Origin of the sequence: Agromyces lapidis (assembly GCF_009749405.1) — a bacterium.
Taxonomy (GTDB): domain Bacteria; phylum Actinomycetota; class Actinomycetes; order Actinomycetales; family Microbacteriaceae; genus Agromyces; species Agromyces lapidis.
The window spans coordinates 266,240-283,406 of sequence record NZ_WBIQ01000001.1 but is presented as its reverse complement, the minus strand read 5'-3'; the positions used below and the strand labels follow the sequence as shown (position 1 = coordinate 283,406).

The 17,167-nt window shown below is 69.3% G+C and carries 6 protein-coding genes; 3 read left to right on the top strand and 3 right to left on the bottom strand.

What is annotated here, in order from left to right:
• Nucleotides 1-19: 19 nt before the first annotated feature.
• The 3 genes from GQQ93_RS01250 to GQQ93_RS01240 form a co-directional block, all read right to left on the bottom strand.
• On the bottom strand, nucleotides 20-7,171 hold the full coding sequence (locus tag GQQ93_RS01250; protein WP_170296087.1) for a prealbumin-like fold domain-containing protein: 7,152 nt from the start codon (nucleotides 7,169-7,171) through the stop codon (nucleotides 20-22).
• 366 nt (nucleotides 7,172-7,537) lie between these two features.
• Nucleotides 7,538-10,042, bottom strand: coding sequence for a DUF7927 domain-containing protein (locus GQQ93_RS01245; protein WP_157422401.1), 2,505 nt, complete (start codon nucleotides 10,040-10,042; stop codon nucleotides 7,538-7,540).
• A gap of 187 nt (nucleotides 10,043-10,229) precedes the next feature.
• Complete coding sequence (locus GQQ93_RS01240) at nucleotides 10,230-13,673, bottom strand: DUF7927 domain-containing protein (RefSeq protein ID WP_157422400.1); 3,444 nt, start codon at nucleotides 13,671-13,673, stop codon at nucleotides 10,230-10,232.
• 288 nt (nucleotides 13,674-13,961) lie between these two features.
• Here GQQ93_RS01240 and GQQ93_RS01235 point away from each other — a divergent pair, with 288 nt between their 5' ends.
• From GQQ93_RS01235 to trpS, 3 genes are read left to right on the top strand one after another with little or no spacing between them, the layout of a single operon-like run.
• Nucleotides 13,962-15,263 carry a YihY/virulence factor BrkB family protein gene (locus GQQ93_RS01235; protein ID WP_157422399.1) on the top strand — a complete coding sequence of 434 codons (1,302 nt, stop codon included), beginning with the start codon at nucleotides 13,962-13,964 and terminating at the stop codon, nucleotides 15,261-15,263.
• Nucleotides 15,264-15,273: 10 nt separating this feature from the next.
• Nucleotides 15,274-16,113 carry an exodeoxyribonuclease III gene (locus GQQ93_RS01230; protein WP_157422398.1) on the top strand — a complete coding sequence of 280 codons (840 nt, stop codon included), beginning with the start codon at nucleotides 15,274-15,276 and terminating at the stop codon, nucleotides 16,111-16,113.
• A 39-nt stretch (nucleotides 16,114-16,152) separates the two neighbouring features.
• A complete protein-coding gene (gene trpS, locus GQQ93_RS01225; protein ID WP_157422397.1) occupies nucleotides 16,153-17,166 on the top strand; it encodes a tryptophan--tRNA ligase in 1,014 nt (337 codons plus the stop codon).
• Nucleotide 17,167 lies beyond the last annotated feature (1 nt).

The window sequence follows — 17,167 nt, the reverse complement described above, 5'->3', positions numbered from 1 at the left end:
TCAGTGCGCGATCACCCGCTCACACGACGTGCTCACCCTGCCTGCGACGACGGATCACGATGCCGGCCGCGACGAGCAGTCCGCCGAGGAGCACGAGCCCGGCAGCACCCCAGATCAACGGCTCGCCGCCGAACCCGGTGACAGCCATGGGCTGCGGGATCCGCACGGTCACCGTCGAGTCGTCGCAGACGACCTCGGGATCCTCGGAGACGTCGTCGGCGTTCTGCCAGCACACCTCGCCGGTGTTCTCGACGCTCGTCGCCGTCGTGTCCGGGTCGACGTGGACGTCGAGCACGATGGGCGGGGCTTCGGGGTAGTTCGGTCCGAGCACTCCGAGCAGGTCGCAGTGCAGCAGTCCGCCGTAGCCGTCGGCGTCCTGACCGGTCACCTGGCAGTCCTCCCAGCGCGGGAACGCGGGTGCGGGTGCGGTCGTGATGTCGTCCACCCGGAGGTGCGACGGGATCTCGTCGAAGACCTCCACCGGATCGGCCGAACCGATGCCCGTCGCGGTGACCTCGAGCGTGTACTCGAAGTTCGTGCCGGGCTTCGCCTCCTCGACGCTGGCGGTCTTCAGGATGTCGACCTCGGGCTCTCGGTCGAGCTCACAGGCCGGCAGCGCCTGCGGATACACCGCGAGCACCGACTGCGACGGGTTCACCGAGAACGTGATCGTCGCCGGGTTCTCCATGTCTCGCCACGGGTAGGTCGGCACCGTCTCGTCGAGGATCAGGTCGCCGAACCGAGTGCCCGGGGTGGGCGGGTTCGTGAGGTCCTCCTCGGTGATCGGACGCCAGCCCGGGAACTCGAACGGCACGCCGTTCTCGTCGACCGCTGCGCCCGGCCAGAGGAGCCGGCCGTCGCGCTCGTCCCACGGGACGGTCTGCGTCTTGGTCAGCGTTCCGTCGGCGCTCGTCCAGGTGACGGTGATGTCACCCGGCTCCACGTTCTCACTCGCCGCGACGTTGAAGTACAGCCACGGGACATCCGCGATGCAGCGCACGAACGCAGCCGGGTCGATCGCCTTGCGCGGCACCTCGACGTCGTCGCAGTCGTTCGCCTCGATCAGGTCATCGAGCACGCCCTCGCCGCTCGTGATCTCGACGCACGCCTCGTTCGGCACGTCGCCGAGCTCGATCTCGGGGGTCGGCGGCACCGGGTCGTCGGGTCCGACGATGTCGGTCTCGACCGGCTCGGTCACGGGCAGCCGCACCGGGATCGTGATCGTGGCCACGTCGCCCGGCTCGAACGGCCCGACGCCGTGGGCGGCGAAGTCGTTGTCGCCGACCGTCGGCTGCTCGGTCCAGGTGCCGACCCCCTCGAAGGTCGCGGGGCCGGTGACCTCGAGCTCGGGGTCGACGAGGTCGGCGACGTCGAGCTCCTCGACGTCGATGCTCGAGTGGTTCGTCACCGTGAGCACGAAGTCGAACTCGTCACCGCCCTCGATCGCATCGTCGGGCAGACCGCTGAGGTCGTAGTTCTTCTCGATGCCGACGTCCACGAGCTGGGCCGTGTTGGTGAGGTCGCAGCTCGTGAGCTCGCCGAGCTCGACGAGCGCCGAGTTCTCACCCTCGCCGTCGCGGTCGCAGATCCAGCCCTGGCTGAAGAAGTACTTCAGCAGCGGGTGGGCGGATGCCTCCACCGTCGGCTCCTCGGAGAGACCGTAGTCGCCCGTGGGGAGAGTGAACACGGTGCCGATGTTTCCGAGCACCGCGACGCTCTCGACGTCGCCGACACCTGTGAGCAGCCAGTCCTTCGGGGCGAGCTGCTCGAGGTCGCCGAGGCCGAGGTCGGCCAGGTCGATCCCCTCGAACGCCGACAGATCCACGTGCTTGGCGAGCGTGAGCCGGCCGACCGGGATCGTTTCGCAGTCGTCGACCTCGGTCACGATCGTGCCGTTGTCGAGCACGGCCCCGTTGAAGAAGCCGCGACCGCTGGTCGTCGCCTCGCAGGCGACGTGGTCGATCGAGGTGATCTCATCGACGTCGGCCACCACCACGATCGTGTAGGTGTGCACCGCCGACTTCAGGATCGGCGCGTCGTCGGCGAGCGTCGTCTCCGCGTCGCCGTTCCAGGCAGAGGTGTCGAAGCCCGCGTCGTTGGTCGCGGTCGCCGACACGATCTCGACGCCGGCCGGGAAGCCGAGGTCGTCCTCGAGGTCGTAGTACTGGTCCTGCGTCGCGCTCAGGTTGGTGACGACGACCTCATAGGTCACCGTCCAGTCGCCGTCGAGATCGCGCACCGGGCTGCCGACGAGGTCCTTGGTGACCGTCGTGCGTCCGGGCTCGTCGCAGTCCGTGTCCGACTGCGGTTCGCCGTCGCCGACGATGAGGAACGCGGTGTTGCGGAAGCCACCCTGGGTGGTCTCGCCCTCCTGGCACTGATCCTGCGAGGTCTCGTAGACCTCGGCGTCCGCAGTCGCGTTGATCGTGATCGTGTAGGTGTCCGTCCCGGAGGCCGGCACCGACTCGTCATCGGCGAGCACGTAGTTCGACGCGTTCGGATCCCAGTCGGCCGCCTCGTCGCTCGGGCCCTCGGCCGATGCCTCGTTGATCACGATGCCGACCCCGAAGAACGGCTGGTCCTGCAGGTCGTAGACGAGCGGGGCCACGGGGCTCTGGTTGGCGACCTCCACCTCGTAGACGAGGTCCCAGGTGCCCTCGGTGTTCTGGCCGATGGAGACGAGCTCCTTGGTGATGAGACCGGTCGGCGGGACCACGTCGTTCGTCACCTCGCAGCTGAGCGTGGCACCCGGCGTCGCGACGAACTGGTTGCCGCTGGTCTGCGGGTCGGAGTCGGTGCACGTCACCGTGCCACCCGACCAGCCCGGCGGGAGTTCGCCCTCGGTCACGGTGTAGACCGTGCCGATCTCGAGGTTGGTCCACGTGACGCTGTCGGTCTCGTTGCCGACGCCCGAGACGATCTGCTCGGCCTGGGGCAGCACGCCTTCGGCCGGCGAGATCGTGAGCGGGAACGACCACTCGAACCCGTCGGGGACACCGGTCACGTACTTGGTCACGGTGACCTCGCCGGGCACTGCCTCGTTCGTGATCGTGCAGCTGATCGACAGACCGGGCGTGACCTCGAACTGGAAGCCGGCGAGCGCGTCGTCCGCATCCTCGAGGTCGCCGCCGTTGCAGATGAAGTCGCCCTCGTTCCAGCCGGCCTCGTCGCCCTCGGTGAGCGTGTAGGTCTCGCCGACCACGAGGTCGCTCCAGCTCACGCTGGCGTCGGCCTCGGTCACGTGCTGCGTCGCGGGCTGGGCGCCGACCGCCGGCGAGATCGTGATCTCGAAGTCGAAGGGGTAGCCCTGCGGCACACCCTCGACGATCTTGCGCACGGTCACGTCACCGGTCTCGGGGGCGTTCGTGTAGGTGCAGACCACGGTCTGCCCTGCGGCGAGATCGATGCTCGCGGTCTCGCCCTCGATGTCGACACCGTCGGACGGCGTGCACTCGAGGCCGGTGAGGTCCCAGTTCGCCGTGTCTCCTTCGGTGACGGTGTAGTCGCCGGGGAGGAGCGAGCCGAAGGCCTGCGGGTCGTCGCCGTCGGTGAGCGAGAACTCCTGGTCGCCGCCGTCACCCGCGAAGGTGAAGGGGAACTCCTGGTTCTCGCCGCCGGGGATCTCGCCGACGCCCGGGACCACCTTGTCGACGATGATCGTCGACAGCTCGGTGTTCGAGTAGGTGCAGACCACCGTCTCGCCCGGGTCGAGGTCGATGAGGCCCTTGAGCGGGTTCACCTGGTCGACCGACGAGCCGTCGTCGGCGCCGCCGACGCGGGACTCGACGCAGCCGACGAGTTCACCCACGTGCGTGTTCGTCAGCAGCTCGGTCACGCTGTAGCCGCCGGCCACGACGTTGTCGTAGCTGTTGGCGCCGGTGCCGTTGTCGGTCGTCACGCTGAACGAGCCGATCGACGGGTTGCCTGCCCAGGGCCACGTGCCCGTGAACTGGAAGGTGCCGTCGGCGCCGTCGATGTTCTTGACGATGATGATCTTGCCCTTGGCCGTGTTCGTGATGTCGCACTCGAACACGTCGCCCGGCTCGACGGTGAAGCCCGTCTCGTCGACGGCCTCCGCGGTGTCGTCTCCGGCGTGGGTGACCTCGCAGACCAGCTCGCCCGCGATCCACCCTGCACCCGGGTCCTTCTCGGCGAGCGAGTAGGTGGTGCCGGGCACGAGGTCGGTGAACGTCGTGTCGCCGACGCCGCCGCCTGCGGGCGTGGTCACGATCTGCTCGATCGGGTCGCCTGCCGGGTCGATCGGCGTGAGCACGAAGGTGAAGCTGCCGGCCGCACCCACCGAGGTCTTCGTGACCTTCGCGGATGCGGGCTCAGCCTCGTTGCTCACGGTGCACTCGAGCGAGAAGCCCGGGCTCACCACGAACTGGTCGCCCGCCTTGTCGGGGTTCGAGTCGGGGCCGCACTCGACGACGCCGCCCGTCCAGCCCGCGGGCAGGTCCTCCGTGATGGTGTACTCCTGACCGACGACGAGGTCGGTCCAGGTGACCGTGTCGCTCGTGTTGCCGGTGCCCGACACGGTCTGCGTCGCGCTCGGCTTCACACCCTCTGAGGGATCGATCGTGAGGTCGAACTCCCAGGCCGTGTCGTCCGCGACGCCGTCCACGGTCTTGGTGACGCTGACCTCGCCGGGTTCGGCGACGTTCGTCACCTCGCACTCGAGCGAGAGACCCGGGGTGACGGTGAACTGGAAGCCCGGGTCATCCGACTCGTCGTCGATGCCCTCGCAGCTGATGGTGCCCTCGTCCCAGCCGGCGAGCTCCCCCTCGGTGAGCGTGTACTGGGTGCCGACGTCGAGGTCCTTCCACTCGACGATCGGGTCGTCGTCCGTGGCGTTGATGGTTCCCTGCTGCCCGCCCGGAACGGGGCTGATCGAGATCGGGAACGACCAGTCGTAGCCGTCGGGCACGCCGTCGACCTTCTTCTCGACGATCACGCGGCCCTTCGTCGCGGTGTTGAGCACGGTGCACTCGACGGTCTCGCCAGGCGAGAGCGTGATGCCGATCGGCGAGTCGGTCGTGGGCGTCTCGCCCGAGCAGGTCATGCTCGTGACCTCCCAGCCGTCCTCGGCGAGCTCGGCGAGCGTGTACGCGCCGGGAACGATGTTCTCGAACGCCTTGGACTGGCCGTCCTTGAGCACGAAGCCGCTCTGCCCGGTGAGGGTGAAGTCGAACAGTTGCGCTGAGCCGTCGGGGTTCGTCTGCTTGGTGACGATGATGTTGCCGCGCTGCGTGTTCGTGTACGTGCAGGTCACGAGCTCACCCGGCTGCACGTTGATGGTCGCCTTGCCCTCGCCGAGGGACGTGGTCGAGTCGCCCGTGACGTCGTCGACGCACGTGAGGTTCGTGAGGTCGTAGAACGGTGCGGGGGTCGTCTCGGTCACCGTGTAGGCGCCCGGGGCAACGCTGTCGAAGAGCTTCGTCGCGGTGCCGCCGACGGTGGTGAGATCGAAGTCCGAGAGGTCGGCGCCCGTCGTCGTGAAGCTGAACGTGCCGTTGTCGCCGGCGACGTTCTTGATGATCTTGATCTGGCCGTCCTGCTGGTTCGTGAACGTGCAGTCGAGCACCTGGCCGGCGATCGTCTTCAGCTTCGCGGTCGCGGTCGCGAGGAACACGTCGGCGTCACCGTCGCCGTCGGCGTCGCAGACGATCGAGGTGAGGTTCCACTGGGGCGTTCCGGGCTCGGCGATCTCCGTGATGTCGACGTTGCTGCCGGGGGTGTAGTAGAAGACCTGCGAGCTCTGCCCGCCGGGCACCTGCACGTTGCCCTGCTGCCCGGTCACGGTGAAGTCGAAGGTCGCCGGGTCGCCCTGCGCGACCTTCGTGATCTTCACGCCCGAGGTGACGTTCTCGATCGTGCAGGTCGTGGTCGCACCGATGTACATCTTGAAGCTGCCGTCGGTCGTCGACTCGAGCTGCCCGCTCGTGGGGTTCGTCACCGAGCACGTGGTCTGCTTGAACGCCCACGGCGAGGGCGGTGCCGCCTCGGTCAGCTTGTAGTCGCTGCCGGCGAAGATGTTGCCCCAGTTGTGGGTTTCGTCGATCTCGATCGCCGCGCCGAGGCCGTTGTTGCCTGCGACCGTGTCGGTCGGGCCGGTCAGCGTGCCGTCGTGCACCTGGCCGCCGCCGGTGCGCGCGACCGAGTAGTTGAACGTCGCATCGGGGCCGTCGCCGCCGACCTTCTTCACGACCAGGTTGCCGCAGTTCGACAGCGTGATCGGGTCAGTGGAGACCAGCTTGTCTTTCAGGGTGGCCGGCCCGCCCTCACCGGTCTTCGTGACGAAGCCCGCGTCGAGGAAGGTGCGACACGAGCCGTCGCTCGGCAGCAGCCCGGATGCTGTCAGGTCAACGGCCATCTCGCCGAAGGTCGCGGCATTGCCGGTCGTGTTCGTGTCGGTGTTGAGCCCGACCGCGGCCTGATAGACGACGGTTCCGCCGATCGGCTCCCAGCTATTGCCGTCCCAGCCGAGCACCCGCACCGAGGTCGAGCCGCCACCGCCCGAGTTGTAGTTGAACTCGATCAGGTAGTCGTCGGCGAGGCCTGCTGCGGGTCCTTCGAAGATCTCGTAGGAGCTCATGTCGCCGTTGCCCGAGTAGCGGGTCCAGTAGGCGTAGAAGATCGTGTGCGGAACACCGCCGACCGTCACCACCTCGAAGGCCGAACCCCCGGTGCACGCGTCGCCCTTGTCATTCGCGGTACCCGCCTGGATCGGCCAGGTGGGGTCGTCGAGCGACGTGCTCGGAACGACGATGTTGTCGGTACCGGAGTTGGCACCACAGACGCCCGGGGTCCCCGCGGTCGTCCCGAGATCCCAGCTCTTCTGCGCGTCGACGATGCCGGTCGACTGATGGCCCGATGCAGTCGTGTACGCGGGCTTCGGCGTCGATCCGACGACGCCCACCCAGTCGTTCGCACCGGCCGTGTTGCCGTCGATCTCGAAGGAGGTCTGGATCCCGTTCGAGAGCGTCGCCGCCGCGGCCGACGTCGCCGGCGCGACCGCCATGAACACGGCACCGCCCGTCGCGAGCAGGCCGGTGATCGCGAGCGCACTGATGAGACGCTGTCTCGCCCGCCTCGCCTGGTGCCTCAGCGACCGGCGTCCGGTCGGGGGTTCGGTGGAACGGATGCGGTGTGATCGCGTGACGTTCATCATCAGCCTTCGGGTTTCGGAAGCGGGTGAGCTTCCGGCTGTGCTCCGGCCCGAGCGAGCGGGCCTCGGTCGTCGCGGGCACGACTCCCGATACACCCGCCGAGGCGGGCATGCGGACCCGCGGGTACGGATCCGCGCTCATCCTCGCACCGGGAATCTGCACCGAACAGGGGGCCCGTGGCACCAAAACGGGGGGATCCTCACCTTTGGGGTACAGATTTCGGCCCGTAACCCTCTGAAACGGGGGACAACTTCGATGCGTTCGGATGCATCGACGACGACCCGCGGCGATCGGGCCGATGTCCCCCGGTTCGCGCACAGACGGATGCCCCGCCGGGATCGCTCCCGGCGGGGCATCCGATCATCGGCTCAGCCCTCGCGACGACGGCGCAGACCGCGCGCGACCGCTGCCACCCCGAGGAGCATCAGCAACGCGCCGAGCGGCAGCATCGCGGAGGTCTCGACTCCGCTCTCCGCGAGGCCCGACGGCGTCGACGGCGTCGACGACGGCTTCGACGGCTGGTCGGGCGCCGCGTTGCAGTTCGGCGTCGGCGGCGGGTAGACCACATCGGCGTCGTTCGACGGGTTGATCCGGATCTCGGCGACCGCCTCGGCCCGCAGGTCGTAGAACGGCGCACTCGGATCGAGGACCCACGTGCCGTCCGCGAGGAGCGTCCAGCCCGGCCAGTCCGTCGGGTTTCCGTCCGCGTCGACCTCCGCCCCCGGCCAGAGCTGCTGTCCCGAGATGGTGTCACCGCTCGCCCACCCGGCCGGGTAGGCGATCGGATCGACCTGCGAGGCGCCGTCGGCGAGGAGCGCCGCGACGTCGTCGGCCGGGATCGACGGATCACGGTTCGCGAAGGCCTCGGGCGTCCACCAGATCAGCGAGATCGGGTTCGCACCTGGATCGCTGATGTTGAACGGCGTGATCGAGTACGTGAACCACGGGGTGTCGTTCACGCACTGCGCGAGCCCGACGAGGCCGATCGCCTTCACCGGGGTCTCGGCGTCGTCGCAGTTGTCGTCGGGGTTCGAGTCGAACCCGGGCTCGGAGGCCTCGACCTCCGCGACGGCGATCGACGGCACCTCGGGCTCGGGGTACGCCTCGCTCGCGACGCAGGCGCCGTTCACGAGGTCGGGGATCGGCTGGTCGGGCGCGGGCTGCGCGAGCTCGCCGACCGTGACCTCGAACGTGATCGTGATCTGGTCGCCCGGGAAGATCCAGCCGTCGTGCTGGACGGTGAGCACGCCGTCCGCCACCTCGACCGGATCCCACTCGCCCGGGTTCGGCGAGACGACCGCCGAACCGTCGACGTACGTCACCCCGTCGGGCAGCGTGTCGGTGACGAGGCTGCGGTACGCGGGATCGGTGCCGACATTCGTGATCGTGAGCGTATACGTGATGACGTCGTCCTCGCCCGAGTCGACGGGTTCGCCGCCCTCGGTCGCCGCATCCTTCTCGAGCACGAGGTCGATGTCGACCACCGGGTGGTCCACGACGCAGAGGTCGTCGTCCACGGCGACCGCGTTCGCGGTGCGCTCGGCGAGCACGGGCTCCTCCTCGCTCGGGCACTCGCCGCCTGCTCCGGGCGTGACGACGTTGTGCAGGAGTTCGCCGAACACGCCCTCGCCCACCTCGATGGTGTACGAGACCGTCGCGACGTCACCGGGCCCGAGATCGAGAACGTCCCAGGTGAGCACGTCGCCCACGGGGCCGGTGAGGCCCGCACCGAGGTCGACGATGCTGCCGTTGTCGAGGACGTCGCTCACGTCGTCGAACGCCTCAGCCCCGGTCACCGTGGCGTCCGAGTCGTTGTAGGCCTGCAGCGTGTAGGTGATGAGATCACCGGGCTCGACGGTCGCGCCGTCGGCCGGCTCCGACCACTTCTGGAGGAACCAGTGCGGCACGGGCGCCCTCGGGCACGGTTGCACGGTGATCGTCTTCTCGAGGTCGTTCTCGGGATCCTCGCCCGTCCGATGGAGGATGACGTCGTAGCTGCCGGGCTCCAACTCGAAGTCGTGATCGAGGACGTCGCTGAACGTGACCGAGTCGACGAGTTCGTCGGTGCCGGCCGTGTACACGCTGATCGTGTACTCGAAGCCGAGCAGCAGGCCGAGCAGCGCGACCTTCACCGGCGGCGGGGTCCCGCCGACCTCGGTGCAGACGGCGGCGGTCAGCTGCATCGTCGGAGGCGCCGGGTTGCAGTCCTCCTCGGTGATCTCGGTCTTCGTGGTGTTGAGACCCGGGAAGGTGTGCAGGACACCGTCCTCGTCTTTGTAGTCGAACACCGGGATGATGTCGCGGAAGTCCTGGTGGACCGAGTGCGCGTGGCCTCCCGAGTACTCGTCGTCGGGGTCACCGTTCGGGTCGATGATCGAACGCACGCTCGGCGAGATGAACACGTACGGGTTCGACTCGCTGCTCGTCGCATGGCAGATCGACACATGGTCGTTCCACTCGGGAACGGTGGTCACGGGAGGACCGCCGTTCTCGTCGCCGCCCGTCGTCGCCAACGATCGCGCGGCCGGCTCAGGCGCCGGTGCGGTCGCCTCGGTCGCGGGCGGTCCGGCCACCGCTTCGGGCGCAGGCGCGGGCTCGGGCTCGGTTTCGACCGGCGCCGGCTCGACCGGCTCGGGCTCGACCACGGGCTCGGGTTCGGGTTCGGGCTCGGCGGGCGGCTCCGCAGCGGGCGCCTCGGCGGGTTCGGCCGCCGGTTCGGCCGCCGCGACCTCGGGGTTCGGCGGCAGCTCGTCGGCCGCGGCGAGCGCGGGCGCCCCGAAGAGCACGAGTGCACCGACCGTGAGACCGGCGAGCGCGGCGCGGATGCCGTGCGCCGGACGTTCGGCGCGATGGGCGGGTGGGTGACGGTGCATGACAGCTCCAGACCTCGAGGTGGGAGCCGGCTCGGGGAGACCGGGTCAGCACAGCCAGTGTGCGCCGCCCGCGGTGGCGCAAACAAGGAATCCTCATGGTTTGCCCCCTGAACTCGGGGTACCCGTGAGACGGGGATGCCACGGCGCGTCGCGCACCGCGGCATCCCACGTTCGACTCAGGCGGCGGTCATACGTCGCCGAACCCTCTGCGCGACCGCAGCACCAGGCCGGTCGCGCCGAGCGCGAGCAGCGCCGCCGCAAGCGGCACGAGCCATCCCGCCTCGAAACCGGTGCTCGCGATGCCCGAGGGCGTCGACGGGGCGCCCGGGTTCTCAGGCGGCGCCGCGTTGCAGTTCGGCGTGGGCGGCGGGTACACCGTGATCACGTCGGTCGACGGGTTGATGCGAATCTCCACCACGGCCTCCTCGCGAAGGTCGTAGAAGGGTGCGCCAGGGTCGAGGATCCAGGTGCCGTCCGGGAGCAGGGTCCATCCCGGCCAGTCCGTCGGGTTGCCGTCCTCGTCGATCGCCGCCCCGGGCCAGAGCTGGCGACCGTCGATCGGATCGCCGGGAACCCAGCCGTCGGGTGCCTCGATGTAGTCGACCTGCGACGCTCCGTCGGCGAGGATCGCAGCCTCGTCGGCCGCGTCGATCGACGGGTCGTGCGCCGCGAAGGCGTCGGCCGTCCACCAGATGAGTGCGACCTCGGGCAGCGGATCGACGTTCACCGGCGTGATCGAGTACTCGAACCACGGGGTGTCGTTGATGCACTGCGCGCCACCGTCGAGCGCGATGGACTTCACCGGCGTCTCCGCCTCGTCGCAGTCGTTCTCGGCGTTCGCGTCACGGCTCGGCCCCTCGGCACCCGGCCCGACGACGTCGAGCGCGGCGACGAGCGACGGCGGCTCGGGCGCCGGCACCGGTCCGCTGAACACGCACACCGTGTTCACGAGATCGGGGATCGGCACCGTCGGGTCGGGCTGATCGAGTTCACCGACCACGACGTCGAAGGTGATCATCGCCGTGTCCCCCGGGAAGAACGGTCCCGGGTAGCGGAACGTCAGCTCACCGGCGACCGAGTCGTCGACCGTCCAGTTCGCCTCCTCCCCCGCGGGCACCGTGGCGACGAGCTCCGAACCGGGCACGAAGGTCACTCCGTCGGGGAGCACGTCGGTCACCTCGACGCCGTACGCAGGGTCGTCGCCGAGATTCTCGACGAGCACCTCGTAGCCGATCACGTCGGGCGGGGTCGCCCCCGAGTCGACGGGTGCGTCGTCCTCGGTCGTCGCGGTCTTCGCGACGGCGAGGTCGACGTTCGGCGTGCGGTGCTCGGTCGTGCAGTCGGTCACCTCGGGCACCTCGGCCACGGGGGCCGCCGCAGCATCCAGCCGCTCGATGACGACCGGCGGTTCCTCCGCCTCGTCCGACGGGCAGATGCCCGGCGGCTCCGGGGTCACGACGTTGACGAGCTCCGCGTCCCAGGCGTCGTCGTCGACCACGACCTCGAACGACACCGTCGCCTCGGCGGATCCGACCGGCAGGGTCGGGATCGCCCACTCGAGCGACGTGCCCTCGAGCGTCAAGGCGGGGTCGAGCGGCTCAACGAGCTCCGCGTCGTCGAGCACGTCGGCGAGGTCGTCGATCGCCATCGCGCCCGCGACCTCCGCCTGCGAGAAGTTCCACGCGTGCAGGGTGTACTCGATCGTGTCGCCGGGCTCGACGAGCCCGTCGGCCGGATCGCTCGTCTTCCACATCACGAACCCGGGCGTCGGATGCTCCGTCAGGCACTCCTCGGGCACCGGCTCGGGCTCGTCGGGCTCGACGAGCATCGGCGCGCCCGGGCAGTTGGTGAGCACGTGATTGCGCAGCACCGTGCCCGGTGCGGTGTCGTCGGAGACGGACACCCGGTACGAGATCTCGAGCGTCTCTCCGGGATCGAGCGAGGCGAGCTTCAGGAAGAGCCGCCCCGGTTGCAGCACGTTCCAACTCGACTCGATCACGGGCGGGGCGCCGACGAATCCCTCGAAGTCGACGTACGGCGCGAGCTGCGAGATGTCGTCGAACAGCTCGAGATCGGTCGCCGCAGGCCCGCTGACGTGTTCGATCGCGAGCGTGTACACGATCTCGTCGCCGGGCTCGACCGCAGTACCGCTCGGCGGGTCGGCGCTCTTCGTGACACGCCAGACCGGCGCCGCCACATCGTTCACGACGGTGCAGTGCACGACGGCCTCGATGCCGACCTCGACCCTCCAGCTCAGCTCGTCGACGATCGTCACCGGAACCGGCCCGTCGCCGTCCTCGCAGGTCACCGAGTCCATGGAATGGAAGGGACGATCCTCCTCGGAGAACACGACCTCGCGCGAGTCGCTCGTGAACCCGCTCACGTCGAAGGCGCCGGTGACGCCGGTGCCGTCGGTCAGCTGCGAGGCCGGCGTGACGTCGGCATCCTCGGTCGAGAACTCCCAGCCTTCGATCGGCTCCCCCGCGATCTCCTTGTGCACGAACACCGACCCTCCGCAGAGCTCGAGGGCGATCTCCTTCAGCTGGGCACCGAGCGTGCCGTAGTCGTCGGTGACGACGTAGTCGGCGCTCGAGAGGTCGCCCGCGTAGGCGTCACCCCCGGAGACGGCCTGGATCGGACCGAGGTCGAGGTCGCCGCCCACCGCGATTCCGAACATGTGCGAGGGCGAGAGCTTGATCGAGTTCGCCTCGGTGACGGCGGGATCGAGCGCCCCGGGCGATCCGTCGGGGAACTCGCCGCCGTTGCCCGGATCCACCGTGTTGGGGTTGCCGTCCGTGATCATGATGGTGAGCTCGACCGCGTCGTCGAAGCTGCCGAAGGTGCCGTGCGCGAGCTCGAGGCCTCGCTTCCAGTTCGTCCACCCCTCGCTCGCCAGACCCGCGTAGGAACTCTGGACGGCTGCGAGGTTTCCGCTCGTCAGATCGGTCGCGCCGAGCAGCACTGCGGCATCCTGGTCGAAGGCGGTGACGGAGACCTGGGACCCGGTGTCGACGAGCGCTTCGGTGAACGCGTCGGCCGCCGCCTTCAGGTCGGCGATGCCCGCGTCGCCGATCGAACCCGACTTGTCGAGCACGAGGGCGAAGTCGATGCCGCAGCTCGGCTGCAGGTCGGGGTTCGTCACGCTGCCGACCTGTGCGGCCGAGAGGGTCCGCGCTCCCGCCTGCTGCGTCGCTTGACACTCGTCTCGAGCACTGCGATCGTCATTCGCGATCGGGATGCTCTCGCAGTCCACGGGCGGGGGCGCCGGGGAGGCGGGCTTCGCACTCGGCGGGGCCGTCGGCTCGGGCTCCGGTTCGGCCGCGGGCGCACCCGAGTCGGGTGCCGGTTCGGGCGCCGGTTCCACCGGCGCGGGGGCGGGTTCGGCGGGCTCGGGCTCGAGGGCGGGCTCGGGGGCGGGCTCGGGGACGGCCGAGGGTTCGGGGTCCGGCGCCTCGGTCGGCTCGGCTTCGATCTCAGCCGGTGCTGCGCTCGGAGACGAGGTCGTTCCCTGGGCGCCGGGGTCGACCGCCTCGGCGGCGGCGATCGTCGGGGACCCGACGAGCACGAGGGCGCCGGCGAGGAGCACGGCGAGGGCGCCGGTCGCCGAGCGGCGCGTCCCCCGGGACCGCACTCCGGGTCCTGGGCGTGTTCGGGTGCGCAGTTGCATGGCTCTTTCTCACTTCCGCGTGAATCCGCCGGCTCGACGTTCGGGTCAGCGCCGCCAGTCTGCGCCGCCCTGTCCCCCGTTTTCAAGGATTCCTCAGTTCATACCCCCCGAATTCGGGGTACGTCGATCGGCCGTTTCGGGGTACACCCTGAGCGCTTCTCAGGGCGACCACCGAGCCCCAGGCGCCGTCCGCAGCCGTCCGTCATCCGGGCGCCTCCGCGGCATCCGAGCCTGCATCGATAGTGTGGGGACGTGAGCGAGCGAACGAGCCCGGAGCCCCGCGGCCGTGCGGGCGCCACCTCCGGGAGGAGGCATCACCCGGATGCGACGCCCGCGCCCCCGCTCGACGCGGAACCCGAGGCCGACGGACACTCGGCGAAGGCCAGGTTCGAGGCCGTGAGCCAGCCGATCCTCGACCGCTTCGAAGAGCCGATCAGCAAGGTCAACACGCTCACCCAGAAGACCATGGCGCTGTTCCCGGTGCGGGTCTGGCGGCACTTCCTCGCCCGCAACGGCTTCATCCTCGCGGCGGGTCTCAGCTATCAGGCGCTCTTCGCGATCTTCGCGGCCGTCTACGTCGTGTTCGCCGTGGCCGGCATCTGGCTCACGAGCAACGACGACACGCTGCAGGCGTTCATCAACCTGCTCAACTCGTACGCCCCCGGGCTGATCGGGCCGAACGGCATCATCTCGAACGAGGACCTCGCCGAGATCGCCCAGTCCAGTGCCGGGGTCTTCGGCTGGACGGGTGCCATCGCCCTCATCGGCTTGATCTGGACGGCGATCGGCTGGATCACCTACGCGCGGATGTCGGTGCGCAGCATCTTCGGGCTCCCCAAGGACACCCGCGCCTACGCCCTGCTCAAGGCGCGCGACTTCCTCGCGGGCCTTGCCTTCGGAGCCGTGCTGCTGCTCGCCTCCGTGCTCTCGGTGGCGTCGACCTCGTTCCTCTCCTGGGTCTTCGACCTCCTCGACATCCCCAATGCAGGCGGCTGGGAATCGTTCCTCGTGCAGTTCGGCTCGATCCTCGTGGTCTTCGTCATCGACACGCTCGCCCTCGCGGTGATGTTCCGGTTCCTCTCGGGTGCCGCGATGCCCTGGCGGCGCATGTGGGTCGGTTCGCTCCTCGGCTCCGGGGCGATCTCGGTCATGCAGATGCTCAGCGGACTCCTCGTGCAGAGCGCGAGCCGCAACCCGCTGCTCGCGACCTTCACGGTGTTCATCGCACTGCTGCTCTGGTTCCACCTCACGAGCATCGTGATCCTCACCGCGGCGAGCTGGATCGCCGTCGAAGCCGCCGACGCGAACGAGACGCTGCGGAACGTGACCCCAGCGCAGCTCGAGGCGGAGGCGCGCCAGCGCGAGCGCGACGCGCTGCTCACCGCGGCGAGGGTGCGCGTGCGCGACGCGCGCAGCGACCTCGCCTCGGCGAACTGGTTCGACCGACTGCCCGCGAAGAGACGACTCACCCGCGCCGAGCAGGCCCTCGCCGATCTCGAGGCGCAGCAGCGCGCCGAGCGTCCCCGGGCGAAGCGCGTCGGGGGGCTCCCGTAGGATCGAGGGCATGCCCTCCGCGAAGCCCCTCCGTCTCGCCAGCGTCAACGTCAACGGAGTGCGAGCCGCATTCCGCAAGGGCATGGGCGAGTGGCTCACCGGCCGCGACGTCGACATCCTCGCCCTCCAAGAGGTGCGTGCATCGACCGAAGACCTGCAGGGGCTCCTCGGCGACGAGTGGGACATCCTGCACGACCCGGCGACCGCGAAGGGCCGCGCAGGAGTCGCCATCGCGAGCCGCCGCCGCGCGCACATCCACCGGGTCGAGCTCGGCGCCGCCGACTTCGACACCGCCGGGCGCTGGCTCGAGGCCGACTACGAGGTGGGCGACCGCGTCATCACCGTCGTCTCGGCCTACGTGCACTCGGGTGAGGTCGGCACCCCGAAGCAGGTCGAGAAGTACAAGTTCCTCGACGCGATGGTCGAGCGCCTGCCGAAGCTCGCCGAGCACTCCGAGCTCGCGGTCGTCGTCGGCGACCTCAACGTCGGCCACCGCACCCTCGACATCAAGAACTGGAAGGGCAACGTCAAGCGCGCCGGATTCCTCCCCGAGGAGCGCGCGTACTTCGACCGCTTCCTCGGCGCAGAGGGCGACGAGGGGTACAACGCCGGCGCCGGGCTCGGCTGGGTCGATCTCGGCCGCCGCGATGCCGGCGAGGTACCCGGCCCCTACACGTGGTGGTCGCAGCGGGGCAAGGCGTTCGACACCGACACAGGCTGGCGTATCGACTACCAGCTGGCGACCCCCGCCCTCGCCGAGACGATGCAGCGCTACACGATCGACCGCGCCGCGGCCTACGACGAGCGATGGTCCGACCACGCCCCCGTCGTCGTCGACTACGCCATCTGACCCGCCGCACCGCGGCCGCACACTTCGAAGGAACTCCCAATGACGCAGAAGCCCCGTCTCTACTCGGGCATGCAGCCCTCCGCCGACTCGCTCCACGCCGGCAACTACATCGGCGCCCTCCTGCAGTGGAAGGAGCTGCAGTCGACGCACGACGCCTTCTTCTCGGTCGTCGACATGCACGCCATCACCGTGCCGCAAGACCCCGCCGAACTCCGCGAGAAGACTCGCCGCACGGCGGCACAGTACATCGCCGCCGGCATCGACCCCTCGAACTCGACGCTCTACGTGCAGTCGCACGTGCCCGCGCACGCCGAGCTCGCCTGGGTGCTCAACACCATCACGGGCTTCGGCGAGGCCGGGCGCATGACGCAGTTCAAGGACAAGTCGCAGAAGCAGGGCGCCGATGCCGCGAGCGTCGGCCTCTTCGCGTACCCCGTGCTGATGGCGGCCGACATCCTGCTCTACCAGACCGAGGTCGTGCCCGTCGGCGACGACCAGAAGCAGCACGTCGAGCTCACGCGCGATCTCGCGACTCGGTTCAACGCGCGCTTCGGCACCGACACCTTCGTGCTGCCCGAGCCCGCCATTCAGCGCGAGACCGCTCGCATCTACGACCTGCAGAACCCGACGTCGAAGATGTCGAAGTCGGGCGAGACACCGGCCGGCATCCTGTGGCTGCTCGACGAGCCGTCCGTCACGGCGAAGAAGATCATGCGCGCGGTGACCGACACCGACGGCGAGGTGCGCTTCGACCGCGAGCACAAGCCCGGGGTCTCGAACCTCCTCACGATCTTCTCGGTGCTGTCACACCGTTCGATCGCCGACATCGAGCACGAGTTCGCGGGTCGCGGCTACGGCGACTTCAAGAAGGCGCTCGCCGAGGTCGTTGTGGGTGAGTTCGAGCCGATCAGATCGCGGGTGCTCGAACTGCTCGACGATCCCGCCGAGCTCGACCGGCTGCTCGCCGTCAACGCCGATCGCGCGAGCGAGGTGGCCGAGACCACCCTCGCGACCGTCTACGACCGCATCGGGTTCCTCCGGCGCGCGCGCTGAC

Bases quoted from the DNA above. Each gene is read 5' to 3' on its own strand.
- GQQ93_RS01250 (WP_170296087.1), bottom strand. From the start codon at position 7,171: ATGATGAACGTCACGCGATCACACCGCATCCGTTCCACCGAACCCCCG.
- GQQ93_RS01245 (WP_157422401.1), bottom strand. From the start codon at position 10,042: ATGCACCGTCACCCACCCGCCCATCGCGCCGAACGTCCGGCGCACGGC.
- GQQ93_RS01230 (WP_157422398.1), top strand. From the start codon at position 15,274: ATGCCCTCCGCGAAGCCCCTCCGTCTCGCCAGCGTCAACGTCAACGGA.
- trpS (WP_157422397.1), top strand. From the start codon at position 16,153: ATGACGCAGAAGCCCCGTCTCTACTCGGGCATGCAGCCCTCCGCCGAC.